General features: G+C 36.6%; 15 protein-coding genes. All 15 read right to left on the reverse strand.

Features of this window, described 5'->3' with window-relative positions; genetic code table 11:
- Positions 1-13: 13 nt before the first annotated feature.
- The gene (gene rsgA, locus FFM61_RS04380; RefSeq protein WP_074427489.1) at positions 14-928 is read right to left on the reverse strand and encodes a ribosome small subunit-dependent GTPase A; all 915 of its coding nucleotides are present in this window, start codon (positions 926-928) and stop codon (positions 14-16) included.
- Positions 929-950: 22 nt separating this feature from the next.
- The gene (gene pknB, locus FFM61_RS04385; protein ID WP_074427488.1) at positions 951-2912 is read right to left on the reverse strand and encodes a Stk1 family PASTA domain-containing Ser/Thr kinase; all 1962 of its coding nucleotides are present in this window, start codon (positions 2910-2912) and stop codon (positions 951-953) included.
- Positions 2912-3652 (reverse strand): Stp1/IreP family PP2C-type Ser/Thr phosphatase, encoded by a 741-nt coding sequence (locus FFM61_RS04390; RefSeq protein WP_074427487.1) that lies wholly within the window; start codon positions 3650-3652, stop codon positions 2912-2914. Before FFM61_RS04390 ends, pknB begins: the two co-directional genes overlap by 1 nt.
- 36 nt (positions 3653-3688) lie before the next feature.
- Complete coding sequence (rsmB, locus tag FFM61_RS04395; protein WP_074427486.1) at positions 3689-5059, reverse strand: 16S rRNA (cytosine(967)-C(5))-methyltransferase RsmB; 1371 nt, start codon at positions 5057-5059, stop codon at positions 3689-3691.
- Positions 5052-6002, reverse strand: a complete 951-nt coding sequence (fmt, locus tag FFM61_RS04400) for a methionyl-tRNA formyltransferase (protein WP_074427485.1) — start codon at positions 6000-6002, stop codon at positions 5052-5054. Before fmt ends, rsmB begins: the two co-directional genes overlap by 8 nt.
- Before the next feature lie 64 nt (positions 6003-6066).
- Positions 6067-8487, reverse strand: coding sequence for a primosomal protein N' (gene priA, locus FFM61_RS04405; RefSeq protein WP_074427484.1), 2421 nt, complete (start codon positions 8485-8487; stop codon positions 6067-6069).
- A gap of 138 nt (positions 8488-8625) precedes the next feature.
- Complete coding sequence (locus FFM61_RS04410) at positions 8626-9813, reverse strand: acetate/propionate family kinase (RefSeq protein ID WP_074427483.1); 1188 nt, start codon at positions 9811-9813, stop codon at positions 8626-8628.
- Positions 9814-9919: 106 nt separating this feature from the next.
- The gene (locus FFM61_RS04415; protein ID WP_074427482.1) at positions 9920-10927 is read right to left on the reverse strand and encodes a class I SAM-dependent methyltransferase; all 1008 of its coding nucleotides are present in this window, start codon (positions 10925-10927) and stop codon (positions 9920-9922) included.
- A 345-nt stretch (positions 10928-11272) separates the two neighbouring features.
- Entirely contained in the window at positions 11273-11710 is a 438-nt protein-coding gene (locus tag FFM61_RS04420; RefSeq protein WP_137604604.1) for a type II secretion system protein, read from the reverse strand.
- Entirely contained in the window at positions 11683-11892 is a 210-nt protein-coding gene (locus tag FFM61_RS04425; protein ID WP_074427480.1) for a hypothetical protein, read from the reverse strand. The genes FFM61_RS04420 and FFM61_RS04425 overlap by 28 nt, the downstream gene beginning before the upstream one ends.
- Complete coding sequence (locus FFM61_RS04430; RefSeq protein WP_074427479.1) at positions 11867-12259, reverse strand: hypothetical protein; 393 nt, start codon at positions 12257-12259, stop codon at positions 11867-11869. Before FFM61_RS04430 ends, FFM61_RS04425 begins: the two co-directional genes overlap by 26 nt.
- A 1-nt stretch (position 12260) precedes the next feature.
- Positions 12261-12596, reverse strand: coding sequence for a competence type IV pilus major pilin ComGC (locus tag FFM61_RS04435; RefSeq protein ID WP_074427478.1), 336 nt, complete (start codon positions 12594-12596; stop codon positions 12261-12263).
- Entirely contained in the window at positions 12593-13585 is a 993-nt protein-coding gene (locus FFM61_RS04440) for a type II secretion system F family protein (protein WP_074427477.1), read from the reverse strand. The genes FFM61_RS04435 and FFM61_RS04440 overlap by 4 nt, the downstream gene beginning before the upstream one ends.
- Positions 13536-14474 carry a competence type IV pilus ATPase ComGA gene (comGA, locus tag FFM61_RS04445; protein WP_074427476.1) on the reverse strand — a complete coding sequence of 313 codons (939 nt, stop codon included), beginning with the start codon at positions 14472-14474 and terminating at the stop codon, positions 13536-13538. Before comGA ends, FFM61_RS04440 begins: the two co-directional genes overlap by 50 nt.
- Positions 14475-14577: 103 nt before the next feature.
- Positions 14578-16029, reverse strand: a complete 1452-nt coding sequence (locus FFM61_RS04450) for an NCS2 family permease (protein ID WP_074427475.1) — start codon at positions 16027-16029, stop codon at positions 14578-14580.
- Positions 16030-16268: the final 239 nt, after the last annotated feature.

Raw genomic sequence — 16268 nt, forward strand, 5'->3', positions numbered from 1 at the left:
TTTAACGTATTATTTAATGTTTTTTATCATGTTTATTATAAACCGGGCGACGACCTGCAATCAAATCATAGAACAATTTATAATTTTCATAACGTGATGCCATAATCTCACCTTGTGAAACAGCTTCTTTAACCGCACAATTTGGTTCATTTAGATGAACACAACCTCTAAAACGACAATTGCTGGCATAATCGTTCAGTTCACGAAAATATTGTCCCAACTCACGGGCAGGCATATCAAAAACTTCAAAAGCTGAAAAACCAGGTGTATCAGCAACCAAGCCACCATATAACGCAATTAAAGAAACCTGACGTGTCGTATGCTTTCCACGACTCAATGCTTGCGATACTTCTCCTGTCGCCAAGTTAAGTTCTGGTGAAAGATGATTCAACAACGTACTTTTCCCAGCTCCAGTTTGTCCCATCAAAACTGTTAGTTTATCTCCTAAGAGTTTTTCAACCGTTTTTAAACTTGTTTCATCAAAAGCCTCATCGGGCCAAACAACTTGATAACCAATTTCTCGATAGCCAGCAACAATATCTGCAAATGAAGCTGTTTCTTCTCTAGTCAATAGATCTGTTTTCGTAAAATAAATAACTGGTTCAATATTTTTTTCTTCTAAAGCAACTAATTGACGATCTAACAAATTGCTTGACCAGTCTGGCATTTTAACCGCTGTCACGACAATCACTTGGTCGACATTTGCTACGGGTGGTCTCACGATACTATTTTTACGTTGGTCAATCGCTAAAATATAACCTTCTTTAGATGTTTGGGCACTAAACGTTACCCAATCGCCAACTAACGGTTTTAAATCTTTTTTACGAAAATTCCCACGTGCTCGGGTACGAAACAAAGTGCCCTCAGCCGTTAAAACATCGTAAAAGCCAGCTAATGCCAACTGAATTTGTCCATGGTATTCTGCCATCGATTCTCCTATCTAAATATGGTTAATCATCATCTGAATCTTCAGAACCTGATGATTGTGACACTGATGGTGTTGATGCGCTGTCATTTTCGTCTGCACTGCTTGTCTCACTTGCACCACTACTTTGTGAAGATTCACTAGACTGCTCTGATTCCTCATCGTCTTCATCATCCGATACACTTGATGACGTCGATGCTGAAGTTGATGATTCATGTCTCGATTCTGAAGGCCTTTCTTCAGCGGAACTTGACGTAACAACTGGTCCTTTTGACAAAGTCACTAACATTGTCTCGTTTTTAGCAACTTTAATACCGGGTACAATTGATTGTGATACAACTCTGCCTCGTGTGATGTCATTAGAATTAACACTATCAAAATTAACCATCACACCATTTTTTTGTGCCCATACTAAAACTGTACTTTGAGATTTACCTGTAAAGTCAGGAACAGTATGTTTCTTTGGACCTTTTGAAACACTAAATTTCACCTTTGTTTTACCAGGTAAAACCCGATCTTCAGCATTAATATTTTGTTCAATAATATAACCCTTAGGCACAGTGTCATCTGCAATTTTCTTTTGGGATACTTTATACCCCTTATCTTCTAATTGTTCACGAACGGAACTATATTTTTCATTTACATAGTCACCGAAGCGCACTTTGGCTGACCCCTTGGATACCACTAAGTTAATTACTGTATTAACCGGCACAGCCTTATTACGTGTTGGATCGGTTTTAACAACCTTCCCTTGCTCAATTGCATCAGAACGTGTTTCAGTAATGTCACCAACCTTTAAGCCGTCCTCTTTAATTGTCCTTATGGCATTTGCTTGGGTCATCCCTGTTACATCAGACACATGTACCTTATCTGGTTGCATAGCACCGTAGATAAAAAATCCGATTAATAGCACCACAATCAAAATGATTGCACTCAAGAAATAACGCTTCTTTTTTTTATTAGTTTTGGGCTTAAGCGTCATTTTATCTGACGCCGTTTGTGGCTTTAATGGTATTTGTTGCGCTGTTGCTTTTAAATCATTTGAACTTGTTTGAATCGATTGTTGATCAGCCATAGACTGAATATCAGCTAGCGGGATAATTTTAGTTTCTGTATTATCTTCTGGCGTCATATCCGAATCATGCCACCGAGGTTCATTAATGCGATTTGCTGACAAGGCTGTTGCAAGATCTTCTGACATAGCTTGTGCAGAAGCATAACGACTCATTGGATTTTTAGCTGTTGCTTTAAAAATAACATTTTCTAAAGCTTGTGGTACACGTGGATCGACATCACGGACCGATGGCATTGGACTTTGCGTATGTTTTACTGCAATGGCAACAGCGGTCTCACCATCAAATGGAACATGCCCTGTAATCATTTCAAAGAGCATAATACCTAGTGAATAGATGTCACTACGATTCGATGCAACATCCCCACGTACCTGCTCAGGTGCCATATAATGAACTGACCCAATAGCCGTATTAGTCTGTGTCATACCAAATGAACTTTGAGCTCTAGCGATACCAAAATCAGAAATTTTTGCTTCACCATCATTACTAATTAAAATATTTTGTGGTTTTAAATCCCGATGAATAATGCCTGCTTGATGAGCTACTGCTATTCCAGCTAAAATTTCGCGCATGATATCAATTATGCGACTAACCGGAATAGGCCAGTTTTGCGCAATATAACGTTTTAAATCCATCCCTGAAACAAATTCAGTAACCAAATATTGTGAGCCACCCTCTTCACCATAATCATACACTTCAATGATATTTGGATGTAAAATTGATGAAGTAGCTTCAATTTCATTGCTAAAACGGCGCCGTGTTTTTTCATCGTCTTGCATATCAAAGCGCATTAATTTTAATGAGACATCCCGATCTAAAATAATATCATGTGCACGATAGACATTGGCCATACCACCTTCACCAAGTGACTTTATAATGCGATAACGTTCACCAATTAATTGATTTTTTCGCATTAGTTAACCTCACTTTCTTGATGACCAATCAACACTGTCACATTATCTGACCCGCCCGCCTCATTGGTTAGGGTGATCAATTGTGTTACTGCCTGTGAAATTTCAGGTGCAGCTAAAACTATTTGTAATATTTCTTCATCACTAATATGTTTTGGCATACCATCAGTAGTCATTAAAATATAATCATTTGGCTGAATACTGATTGCAAATAAATCAGCTTTTGAATCTTCTGTTACACCTAGCTGTCTAGTAATTAAATGACGTCCTGGATGTGTAACTGCCTCATCTTGCGTAATAGCACCCTCTTGTAATAATTCGTTTGCTAAATTATGATCTGTTGTTAATTGGCGCATTTGTCGTTGACGAATTACATAAGCTCTAGAATCACCAATATTGGCAACAACCATCTCATTAGCAAAAATGACCGCAACAACCAAAGTTGTCGCCATCCCATTTAAAGTATGATAACGATGTGCCGTTTGAACAATTGTGTCATTTTCACTATTAATATGATCAACTAACCACTGTTTGGCATCATCTACCGTGATAATATGAGCTTGTTCCCACTGATTACCAATATGTGATACTGCCATCGTAGCTGCTACATCACCGCCATTTTGACCGCCAACACCATCAGCAACAATGGCCAGTTGGATCCCCGATTGATTAATAAAAACACTAACATAATCTTGGTTGTCGGTGCGCATGCGCCCAGTATCAGATGCATAGGCAATTTTCATATTTTATCATCCCTTCATAAATAAAATAGTTACCTTTTATTGCTTAACTAATGTTGCAACGAAAAAACCATCAGAGCCAAAATCATCTGGATAGATGTGTAACATACCACGTTCATCTAACGCATCTAAGTCTAAGGCTGTCTGCGTTGGCACTAACCTAAAATTATCATGATCTGCCAAAAATGCATCAATAACGTCCTCATTTTCAGTCTTTAATATTGTACATGTACCGTAAACTAGTCGACCACCTTTTTTTAATTTATTTGCCACGGCATCCAAAATAGCTTTTTGAACTTTTTGTAATTGATAACTATCGTCCAATGATTTTTCATAACGAATTTCAGGCTTACGTCTCAATAGACCAAAACCTGAACATGGCGCATCTACTAAAATACGATCAAAGGTTTCATTCGCAAATTTTTCATCTACTTTTCGTGCATCTAAAACTTGTGTCTCAATACGATCAGCAACATGTAATCGCAAGGCATTCTCTTTAATTAGTTTAGCTTTATGTTCATGAATATCTAAAGCCGTGACCTTACCACCTTGTGTTACATCTAAATACGTTGCTATTTGGGTTGTTTTACCACCCGGTGCTGCTGCTGCATCTAGTACTTGGTCAGTTGGTGTCACTACCAAACTTGGTACCATCAACATGGCTGATTCATCTTGTAATGTTAATAATCCATCTTTAAATAATTGTGAACTTGCAACGTGTCCCCCTGAAACCAATAATGCATCAGGTGTTACATGCGATGGTTCAACATTAAAGCCGGCCTCTTCCAATAATTCGGTAACCTCAGAACCCGTGGTAACAGCATGATTAATACGAACTGATTGTGCTGGTGCCCCATTAATTGCACCGGCAATTGCGACTGTTTTTTCCCATCCCAATTGATCTTGTAATGTCTGAATAAGCCAAATTGGTAATGATGATTGTATTGATAATTGTTCAACCGGATCATCAATCACTTTAATATCTGGTAATCCTTGTCGTTGAATAGCGTGTAAGACTCCTGTAACAAATTTACGAATACCATCATGCCCACGACGCTTTGCAAGGTTAATCGCCTCATCAAAAATAGCATGATCCGGAATTTTATCTAAATATTGCATTTGATATAAAGAAATAAATAATAGCTCACGTACCCATGGATTCAACTTCTGTGGCCGTTTAACAAAAGGCTTCAACCAATACTCGAGGGTTAGCCGATGTTGAATGACACCGTAAACCATGGTTGTCATTAAATGAACATTTTTTTCTGAGAGATTAGCCTGTTTAATGACACTATTTAATTGTAAATTAGAATATGCACCATCGTTAACTTTTTCTAATACACGTACAGCTAATGCGCGGGGATTTGTTTGCTCCCAGTTCGCAATTTTTTGATTCGTTTTATTACTCATGTGTGATCACTTGATCTCCTTGTGCAAATTTAGCATGACCATTTAAATAGGCCGTAATTGTCATTTTAGGTTTCCCAGCTGGTTGAAGTTCATCAATAGCAATTATTTTACTATCTCCCGTAGCTAACCATAGCTCGTGTTTACCTTTTTTTACTACCGTCCCTGGCAAAGCAGTTGTTGTTTCATCAATCAAATGTGTTTGCTGAATTTTAGTCCGCACACCATTAATCGTGGTATGTGCGATTGGGAACGGATTTAATCCTCTAACATGATTGTGAATCGTTTGCGCCGATTTGGTGAAGTCTAATATTTCTTCTTCTGGTTTAATATTTGGTGAAAATGTGACCTCATCTGGATTTTGTGCGATTGCTTTAATTTTACCAGCAATCAAATCAGGTAGGGTTTCCAATAATAAATCACATCCCAAAATACTTAATTTATCAAACAAAATACCTGTATTATCTGTCGCCAAAATTGGTAACTCTTTTTGTGCGATAATATCACCCGCATCCATTGCTTTCACCATATACATGATTGTAACACCCGTTTTATCGTCACCATTTAAAACAGCATAATGAATTGGAGCACCACCACGATACTTTGGCAACAACGATGCATGTACGTTAATTGCTGCAATCTGAGCAGCCTCTAAAAGTTTTGTTGGCAAAAATTGCCCATATGCTGCTGTAATAATTAAGTCAGGCTCTAAATCAATAATTTGTTGCATTTCATTTGAACCAGATAATTTATTCGGTTGCAAAACAGGAATACCTGCTTTAACAGCAACTTCTTTAACTGGTGTAGGGGTTAAAACATGCTTACGCCCAACTGGACGATCGGGTTGTGTTAGAACTGCTTGTACATCATAATTTGGATTGTCCACTAGGGTTTGTAAAATTGGGGCTGAAAAATTAGGGGTCCCCATGAAAACAATACTTGTCATTTTTTTAACTCCTCTATTATATGTATGATAATACCCTTTAATTAAAGGTATTATCTGACTGTCTTTAAATAAAATTAACTGGTTCACGATCAATCATGATTGTGACACCTTGTCGTTGCAATTGTTGCCCTTTATGCATTAATTCGGTCAATGCTTGCATTAAATGTTGATCAAAGCGATATTTGATAACCACACGATAATAATATTTATTTTTTATACGTGAAATGGTACTAGGCGCCGGTCCTAACATAATTGTATCTTTTTCTACAATTCCTTTTAACCAATTAGTTGTTTCAAATGCAAACTTAGCTGCTTTATCTACTTGTTCATGCGCAAATTTAATTTGAATCGTAAAATAGTACGGTGTATAGTGCCAAGCGTGTCGAAGCGCCATTTCCTGATGATAAAACGCCTCATAATCTTGATCTTTGGCTAATTGAATAGCATAATGCTCTGGATTAAAAGTTTGTAAAATAACGTGCCCTGGTTTTTGTGCACGTCCTGCTCGACCTGACACTTGTGTTAATAACTGAAAGGTTCGTTCAGATGCTCTGAAATCCGGTAATGTTAAAGTTGTATCGGCATTTAAAATACCCACCAACGTTACGTCTGGAAAATCCAACCCCTTTGCAATCATTTGTGTACCCAAAAGAATGTCAGCTTCATGATTACCAAATGATGTCAAAAGTTTATCAACGGCACCTTTTTTGCGTGTTGTATCAACATCCATTCTTAGTACACGAGCTTGTGGTAATACTTCTTTTAAATGTTCAACAACTTTTTGCGTTCCTGTTCCAAACTGTCGAATTCGTTTAGACCCACAAATTTTACATTGATGTGGTATTAATTCATTATAGCCACAATAATGGCAAATCAAACGACCAACGTCTTTATGAACCGTTAAAGCAACATCACAATTGACACATCTAGGTGTATATCCACAATCACGACAAATGATAAAATTAGCATAACCGCGTCTATTTAACATCAATACAATTTGTTCTTGTCGATCCAATTTTTCCTGCATACTATCTAATAATTGTGGTGACAAAACATCGTCATTATTAAATTTTATGGATTCGCGCATATCAACAATCTCAGTAGTTGGTAATACACCCTGTGTGGCTCTCTTGGTTAGTGATAAAAGTTGATACACCCCTTTTTGTGCCCGTGCGCGACTTTCCAACGATGGCGTTGCGGACCCCAATAGTAGCGTTGCACCATAATAGTCGACACGCCACTGTGCTACATCACGTGCATGGTATCGCGGATTATCATCTTGCTTATATGAAGTTTCGTGCTCCTCATCAATGATGATTAATCCAATATTAGTCAATGGCGCAAAGATTGCTGATCGTGCACCAACAACTACATGTACCTCACCACGCTGGACTCGTCGCCATTCATCGTAACGTTCACCATCCGATAATCCAGAATGCATAACCGCTACATCATCACCAAACCGACTTTTCACACGTCGCACCATCTGCGGGGTCAACGTAATCTCAGGTACTAACATTAACGCTGTTTTACCAACGGCTAGTGCTTGTGCGATAGATTGTAAATAGACTTCCGTTTTACCAGAGCCAGTCACACCTTCCAACAAAAAAGTCTGTGTTTTTGGTTGTACGACATTCGCTATAATTGCAGTATACGCCTGCTTTTGTTCATCATTTAATGGTAATGGTTGACTGGGTTGTACTGGTGTCTGCAATTTTGGAATTCGATATGATTCTATTTGACTCTGTACCAACCACCCTTTATTTTCTACTTGTTTAATGATGGCATAGTCTAAATGGTGACGATTAATAACATCTTTTACTGGAACAAATTTTTGCGGAGCCTGTAGCAAAAAGGTTAACAGCCGTGCTTGTTTCACTGCTGAAGGTCTTAGCTGCTGTAATTGCTTTTGATAAAAACTAACATCTTTAATTGGTTTTAAAACATTTACCATCTTTACTTTAGCGCGATTCTTAACTAAATATCCAATTTCAATGACATGCTTTTTTTGCAATTTTAGTAATTGTGGTAATAATTCACTATCAACATTATCGCTATCAAATGGTATTTCACCTCGATCTGAAAATAGTAACGCAATTTGTGGCCAGTCCCTTAATTGATCAGGTTCCAACAATCGCAATACTTTACCATACTTGGCCCTCATAACATTAGGCAACATCGTTTGTAAAACACTAATTTGAAAAGCAAAATTATACTCTGCTAACCATGATGCTAGTTTCAATAACTCATCGTTTAACACTGGGTTCATTTCGACTACTTGAACTATTTCTTTTAATTGTTCTGTTTGTTGTGCATCTTCTTTAATGTCAACAACAAACCCTTGTACGAAACGATTGCCTTTGCCAAAGGGAACAACAACACGCATACCACGTCTTAAGATTTCTAAGATAGGTGTTGGTATACGATAAGTATATGGTCGATTAGTTTGCATCGTTGGCACATCAACAATTACTTGCGCATACATAAATAATCCCCCTTTTTAAAAACAACTTATTCAAAAGAATAATCACATACTCCATTTTACCAGAATTAAACCTATCGTGGCTTTTAAATACTCCAAATAAAAAGCCAGAACTTTTCAGTTCTAGCCTTAATTGTTTGTTTAGTTTGCTTGTAATGTTTGCACATCGCGAGCAATCATCAACTCTTCGTTAGTAGCAACCTTCAAAACCTTGGCTGTTGAATCTTCAGATGAAATGATTACTTCATCATCACGCAATTCGTTTTGCTCAGCATCTAATTTAATACCCATGAATGCCAAACGCTCAATGATTGCTTCACGTACGTTAGCAGCATTTTCACCAATACCTGCAGTAAACGTTAATGCATCAACACCACCTAATTCAACGTAGTATTGACCAACGTAACGAACAACGCGATCGATAAACATTTCAATTGCTAATGCTGCATGATCATTTGTATCTTCAACTTCTTCTAAGTCACGCATATCTGAAGAAAGTGATGATACACCTAACAATCCTGACTTCTTATTCAAAATATTAAGCATTTCATCGTTAGACAAGCCTTCACGATTTTGGATGTAGTAAACAAGAGAAGGATCAACATCTCCTGTACGAGTAGCCATTGCAACACCAGCCAATGGTGTGAATCCCATTGACGTGTCGAAAGACTTACCATCTTTAATTGCTGTAACTGATGCACCAGCACCTAAGTGCAAAGTAATAATTTTTAGATCTTCTAATTTCTTGCCAAGGATATCAGCCGTACGTTGTGCAACATACTTGTGTGATGTTCCGTGGGCACCGTACTTACGTGCACCATACTTTGTGTAATACTCATATGGCAAAGCGTAAAGGTAATTCTTCTTTGGCATTGATTGGTGGAATGCCGTATCAAATACAGCAACTGACAATGCATTAGGCAACAACTTTTGGAATACACGGATTCCCAAAGCTTCTGAAGCATTGTGCAAAGGTGCATAATCAGCCAAACGCTCAATTTTATTTAGTACTTCGTCGTCAACAATAACTGACTTGTTAAACCACTCGCCACCTGCAACGATACGGTGACCAACACCAGTAATTTCTGCAAAGTCTGCAATAACTTCATGTTCCTTCAATTGCGCAAGCAAAAGATTAATTGCAGCTTCGTGATCAGCAATATCTTGTACAAGTTCAAACTTTTCTCCCTTATACTTCAAAGTAAAGATTGAATCGTTCATTCCAATACGCTCTACTTGTCCCTTTGCAATCACCGTTTCTGCTGGCATTTCAAATAATTGAAATTTTAGTGATGATGATCCAGCGTTAATCGCCATTGTTTTAGCCATGTACACTTATCTCCTCTTTCCTGACGGAATTCATAATTATCTTATAATGAGTATATCATAAAATAGGCGCATCCGTTAAGTCTAAGATTAACACAAACCCTTGATACTAGTGCATGTATACGTGATTTGCTTTCATCCAATCTGTCAATTCTGTCACAAAGTTTTTATTTTCAGCTTTGTTAGATAATGCAGGCGCTTTAGCTAACATGACTGGCTTTGCTTGACGGGAATCCCCCCCTGAACGTTGCAACATCAAGATTATTTTACCCATTTTAGGGTCTTTAAATAGATTGTTTGGTAGTTGAATCAAAGCTTGGAAATAGACATCGTCTGTTTGTATATAACGTAACAAAGATTTGCTTTGGTCGCTTTCAAATAAGTTCGTTGGTACGGTCAAAATAACTAATCCACCCGGCTTTACAGCAGCCACACTTTGTTCAATTAACAAATGGTGAACAAAAGTTAACCCTTTATCAACTCGTGTTTCATAATTTTCTGGTGCCGTTTTTGGATAATAGCCAACAGGTAAATCACCAACTACGATATCAGCATCATTTTGCATGGCCATTGTAACACTATCAGCTAATGTAATATCCCACTTTTCTTCTAATAAAGCAGCAACACCACTCGCAACCGTTAACATTGTGTCATCATTTTCGATACCAATAACATCAACACTAGCACCCTTAGCCTGTAATGATTGGCTGACTGTTGCCATTAAATTACCAGTTCCCAATGCTAAATCTTTAAGCGTCACGTTACTTTTTTGACCCATGAAAGCACTCGCAATTAAAGTCACCCACATACCAATGGCATCTGGTGTTACTTGGTAGTTAGCTTGTAAGCCATCTTGATGAATTGTTCCAACTAATAAAAATTGTAAAACTTGGCGTTTGTCAGTTTCACTTAATTTATCAAAATCAGCTATCTTAATATCAGCTATAACACTTTGCTTTTGTTCATTAGTCAAATCTTCAAGCCCTTCATCAGTTTGACCTAGCATCATTTCAAACAAGATAATTAATGCTTCAATGGATGCACCATCAACGAACTTTGTTATTTTTTGTTGTGCAGCTTGTAAGCTCTTTACACTATTTTCAATCACTTCATACATATCAATTACCTCATCTTTCGTACAGAGACTAGTTTAGCTAGTTTCTAGCATACTGACAAGGCTCATTCGTTACTTATTTTTGGAACCCTTACATTTAGATCTTTACTGACCTTTACATAATAAGTTTTCTCGTCAATCATAACAACTCGTGGTAATTTATTACTTTGAGTATCAACCTGCAATTTTTTTGTCCTGCGTACATAATTAATTGCTTCATATTTATGTGATCAATAAATATATTCTCGCTTTTGCATTGTTTGGTAATGCATTTGGCTTCCTACCCAAAGCATCATTGCCCCTAGTAAACTAAAGCTCAATATGACAATTTGGCTGAGCATGAATCCCTTACGTTGTGTACTCATTAATATAAACTTCTTCTTTAAAAACTGCATCGTTAGTGAATTTTAAGGTTATTTGGTACCAATGTGGCGCAATTTTTTTAAAACCAGTGTATTTAACATCCCGTAAATACGACATGAATTTACCATTATAGCGGTATAAACATAAACACCCCCTTCTTATACCTAATTCATAATGTGTATTAGTTTTCGTATTAAATATTGTTAAGGCATCGTCACTAATCGCCATTACACGGTAATGCACTGCATCAATTTCTAATCGTTTTACAAATTGATTCACTAACATCTGTTGGACATCATTTTTTTGGTGTCGTTTTACTTGTTGCAATCCTTGCGATGAAATCACCAAAACAAGTAAAATACTGCTGAAAATAAGTAATGAAATCATACACTCAACTAGTATAAAACCTCGCCTTTTAACCATGCCTGTTGTTCCTGATAATATTTTTGTTTAATTTTGGCAATACTCACTTCATTTTGCCGACCTTGTTGTTGAACCATTTCAACAACCGTTAACAAGATTGTCACCATTCCCACAATAATCGTCATTCCAACCATTGCTTCTACTAGTAAAAAGCCTTTACGTTGTAAAACGATACGTACCACCTCCTAATTGAAAAATTAAACTAACACATTCTTTTGTTTTTACATTCAAAAATCTAATCGTGCCGGCCGTCACATATGTTTTTTTCCAACGAATTTTAGTATAGTTACATGCTTGCCAATCAGCAGGTAACGCAATTTCTTCTTCTCCAATAAAAATGGTTTGTTGTCGACTGAATATATCAAATTCAGAAAAGTACCCAAGATTAGCTTGTTGCTGCATTAACAAATACGTTTGCTGAAATTCAGTTTTTACACACTCCCAGTTGCGGTCTTGATGATTGGGCACCATTACGATGGGTATTGAAATTAATAGGCCAATCATTAACACAACAATGGTTTCTACTAATGTAACCCCTTTGCGAATCATCCTACTTACCTTGAATCACAACGCGATCTCCCTTAATTTCAAAATGTGCTCGTCCCATCTGCTGTACTTGAGCGGATGTTAAATACCCAGAATTCATTAATGTTGATAACGTTATATCTTGTCGGTCTGTATCATTATGCGTAATTCGATACATATTTACCTGATTTTGCAAAGTATTCAACAATACTGTTTGCTGCTTTTCTTCAGCCATTTTTCGAATACTAAATACGTTTGGGTAAATGAGTACTACTAATAATCCAACAATAAATAAAGTTGTCACAACTTCGATTAATGTAAAACCTTTCCGTGTACGAACATGCCGTTGCTTTTTAATCATTGGATAATTCCTCCCATACTTTGATACATCGGTACAAGTGTTAAATAGTACATGCCAATCACAACCACACCAATTACTGCAAAACAAATTGGCTGAATGAATGTCATATATTTTTGAATAAGTTCATCAAGTAATTGAAACTTACGTTGTGCTAATATTTGAAATTCTTCACCAACTTGATATTGTGGTTGCCCACGTGTGAACAGTAAAGCACATTCTTTTGGCAATAATTCTAACTCCAATATAAATTGATCAATTGTGCGCCCATCACTTAACGCTTGCCAAGCTCGATCACCAATATAAGCAGTTAATTCATATTGTCGGGCTTGTTGCGCTCGCTTGACAATTGTTGCTAGTTCTACCCCACTCGTTAACAATAATCCAAGCTGCAAGCAAATGTAATATTCAACACCCAGTTTAACCACTTTACCAACCAAAGGTACTTTCATTAATAGTTTTAATCGTTTATACCATGACTGTTTTTTATAATAAAAAAAGATCCCTACAATACTTAAAATCCAACTGATAGCCCAATAATAAGTCATTTTTATATCTAATAATTGTAAATTAACACCCAATTGCTGTAATTCTGGTAATAAAAATATGACAAACGCCATTAACATCAGTCCCAATAAAACTAATAACACAGCCGGATACAAAAGCACTTGTCGTAATTTACGGTATTGCAATAGGCGTTCACGTTCATGATGACCCAAAGCTTGTAACAATTTTATTAAACGACCATGTACGGCTGCAAAGTCTAGTTGTTGAATTAACTCTTGTCTGACATATGGTGTCATCACTTGTGAAAATGTTTCACCTGCCTGTAATGCTACTAAAATTAAATGCATTTGTTGCTTGGGTATTTTTAACAACACTTGTACCATTTTTAGCGCATTTTCTAAATCATACCCCACTGATAACAAATAACTTAAATTTTCAAAAAATTCCGCTTGCCTTTTGCGCTGCCACATGACTTTTTTCTTCATTTTTTAACTCCACTAGTAATTTATCCATTTTATTACCACTGGTAATTTCCAATTGAACGTAGGACGCTGTTGATTGGTAATTCATTTTTTGATATCCTAAGCCCACTAAAATTTGCCGTAAAATATCTGCTGAAATCCCAAAAGATCGCAATCGATACCAAATACCAGTAATGGACATAGCATGCACTGTACTTAAAATAAGATGACCACTTAATGCCGCTTGTGCAACAATTTGTGCCGTAGCAGCATCGCGAATTTCACCGATAATCATGACATCTGGATGGTGACGTAAAGCTAGTTTTAGTAGCTGCTCATAACTCATATTTGCAGCATCATTTACTTGAAGTTGTAAAAAATGTGGTGCAACCAATTCAACTGGGTCTTCAATCGTTAAGACCATTTTATTGTGTAAATACTTTGAAGCAGCATGATACATTGTCGTGGTTTTACCAGAGCCCATTTGTCCCGCCAATAATATCAACCCTTGTTGGCATTCTAATAAATGCCCCAATTCGGTCATCTTATTTGCAGGTCGCCATTGTAACCCATTATCTTCCATATCGTAAATTAAACGAATGACTACTGACTCACGATTTAAAAAATCTGCTACACTAGAAATTCGTAAATACAAGGATTGTTCATTTAACAAATAGTGCCAACGTCCTAATTGTGGTCGGCGAATTTCACTAATATCCATACAAGCTGAAAATTTAATATGCCGAATAATTGCTTCCCCACAGTCACCATCTAACTGACCAATCTTGTTTAACCCGTTTGTAGCATAAGTTAATACTTGAAATCCTTCTTGGTTTGGTAAAATATAAATGTCACTAACATGGTCACTTGCTGCTTTTTTTAATAAGTCGTAAAACGTTTTTTTAATTTGCACAATTTTTTAACCTCCTAACATATACAGGGACGTCAGTATGCTAAAAATGTCCAAAAAAAATCTCAAAAGTGATGATGCACCTTTGAGATTTTTAAAATAATATTTAATTTAGCGCCATAACAACGAAATTCAAAACAAACAATATTGAAACCAGCCATAAAATAATGCTGATTTCACTGAACTTACGTTTAACACTCTTAATCAGAACAAAGAAGATAAATCCAGCAGCAATACCATATGAAATTGAATATGAAAATGCCATAAATGCCGCTGTAAAGAATGCTGGAATAGCAATTTCAATGTCATCCCAATCAATTAGCTTAAATTCATTCATCATCATAATTCCTACAACGACCAAGATAGGTGCTGTTGCAGCACTAGGAATAACGTTAACTAATGGTGCAGCAATAATTGAGAACAAGAAACCGATCGCAACTACAACCGCTGTTAGACCCGTACGACCCCCAGCTTTAATACCAATCGATGCTTCAATAAAGGTTGTTGTGTTTGACGTTCCAAAAATTCCCGCAAACATTGTTGCAAATGTATCCGCAACTAACCCACGATCCATTTTTGATTTAAACCCTTTATTTTCATAGAATTCTTTTTGATCTGCTGGTGAAAAAATACCAGTTGAAATACCAGTTCCAATAAACGTACCAATTGCATCAAACAAACCAGAAAGCCCCATTGAAAAGACTGTTAAAATCACAATTAAAATGTCCTTTGGTGAGGTAAACATTGACCACAAGCCATGTGTGCCTAACGCTTGTCCAAAAATAGATCCAAAGTCATGGAAGGTTGTTGAAAATGCTGATAAACCACTAATATGTGTATTCGTAACACCCATTGGTATACCAATCAAAGTCGTTACAAATACTGAAATCAAGAAGGCACCTGGCACGTTTGCAATCACTAACAAAACTAATAATACCAAACCAATTAATGCTAATAAAACAGCTGGATCAGTAAAAGAAGTTAATTGTGGTGTTGTTCCCCCATTAGAGGTTAGGGTTTCAACAACTTTCGCACCACCACCGTCAAACGGTTTATTATTTAAAGAAATGATATTTTGCCCATCAACTAAAAAGTCAATAAAACCAGCATTCTTTAAGCCAATGTATGCAATGTAAAGGCCAATTCCAGCCGCAATGGCATGCTTTAGCTGTACCGGAATTGATTTAACAATCAAAGAACGGACTTTTGTTAGCGTAATAATAACATCAACTAAACCAACCAAAAATACCATCCCCAGTGCTTGTTGCCAAGTGTAACCTAGCCCAAACACAATTGTATAAGTAAACATGGCCTGCATACCAATTGAAGGTGCTAATGCATAAGGTAAATTAGCAAATAATCCTGTAATTAAAGTACCCGTTACAGCAGTTAAAATAGTTGCTAAGAACACACCTTGACTAGGCATTCCCGTCAATGCAAGGACTGACGGATTTAAAAAGATAATATAAGCCATCGCAACAAAAGTCGTCATACCGGCAATAATTTCAGTACGTACATTTGTATTGTTTTCTGATAGCTTAAAGAAACGTTCCAACATAATAAGTTCTTCTCCCTAATAAAACATGTCAACGTCATTTGAAAACATGGCCTATCCAATAGAGAGTTTTCATCTAGATACATATAGTGTATACATGATAATCTATTAATTCTCTTATGTTTAAGTCTGTGGCAAAACACGTTAACGACTTTATTCAAATAAATTTAACCATATCTCTAAATCAGAAAATAGTCAATTCATTTTCAAAAAAAGAACTTGTTTTAATAACAAGTTCTTTT

Source organism: Weissella hellenica (assembly GCF_005405545.1).
In the GTDB taxonomy this organism is placed as follows: Bacteria; Bacillota; Bacilli; order Lactobacillales; family Lactobacillaceae; genus Weissella; species Weissella hellenica.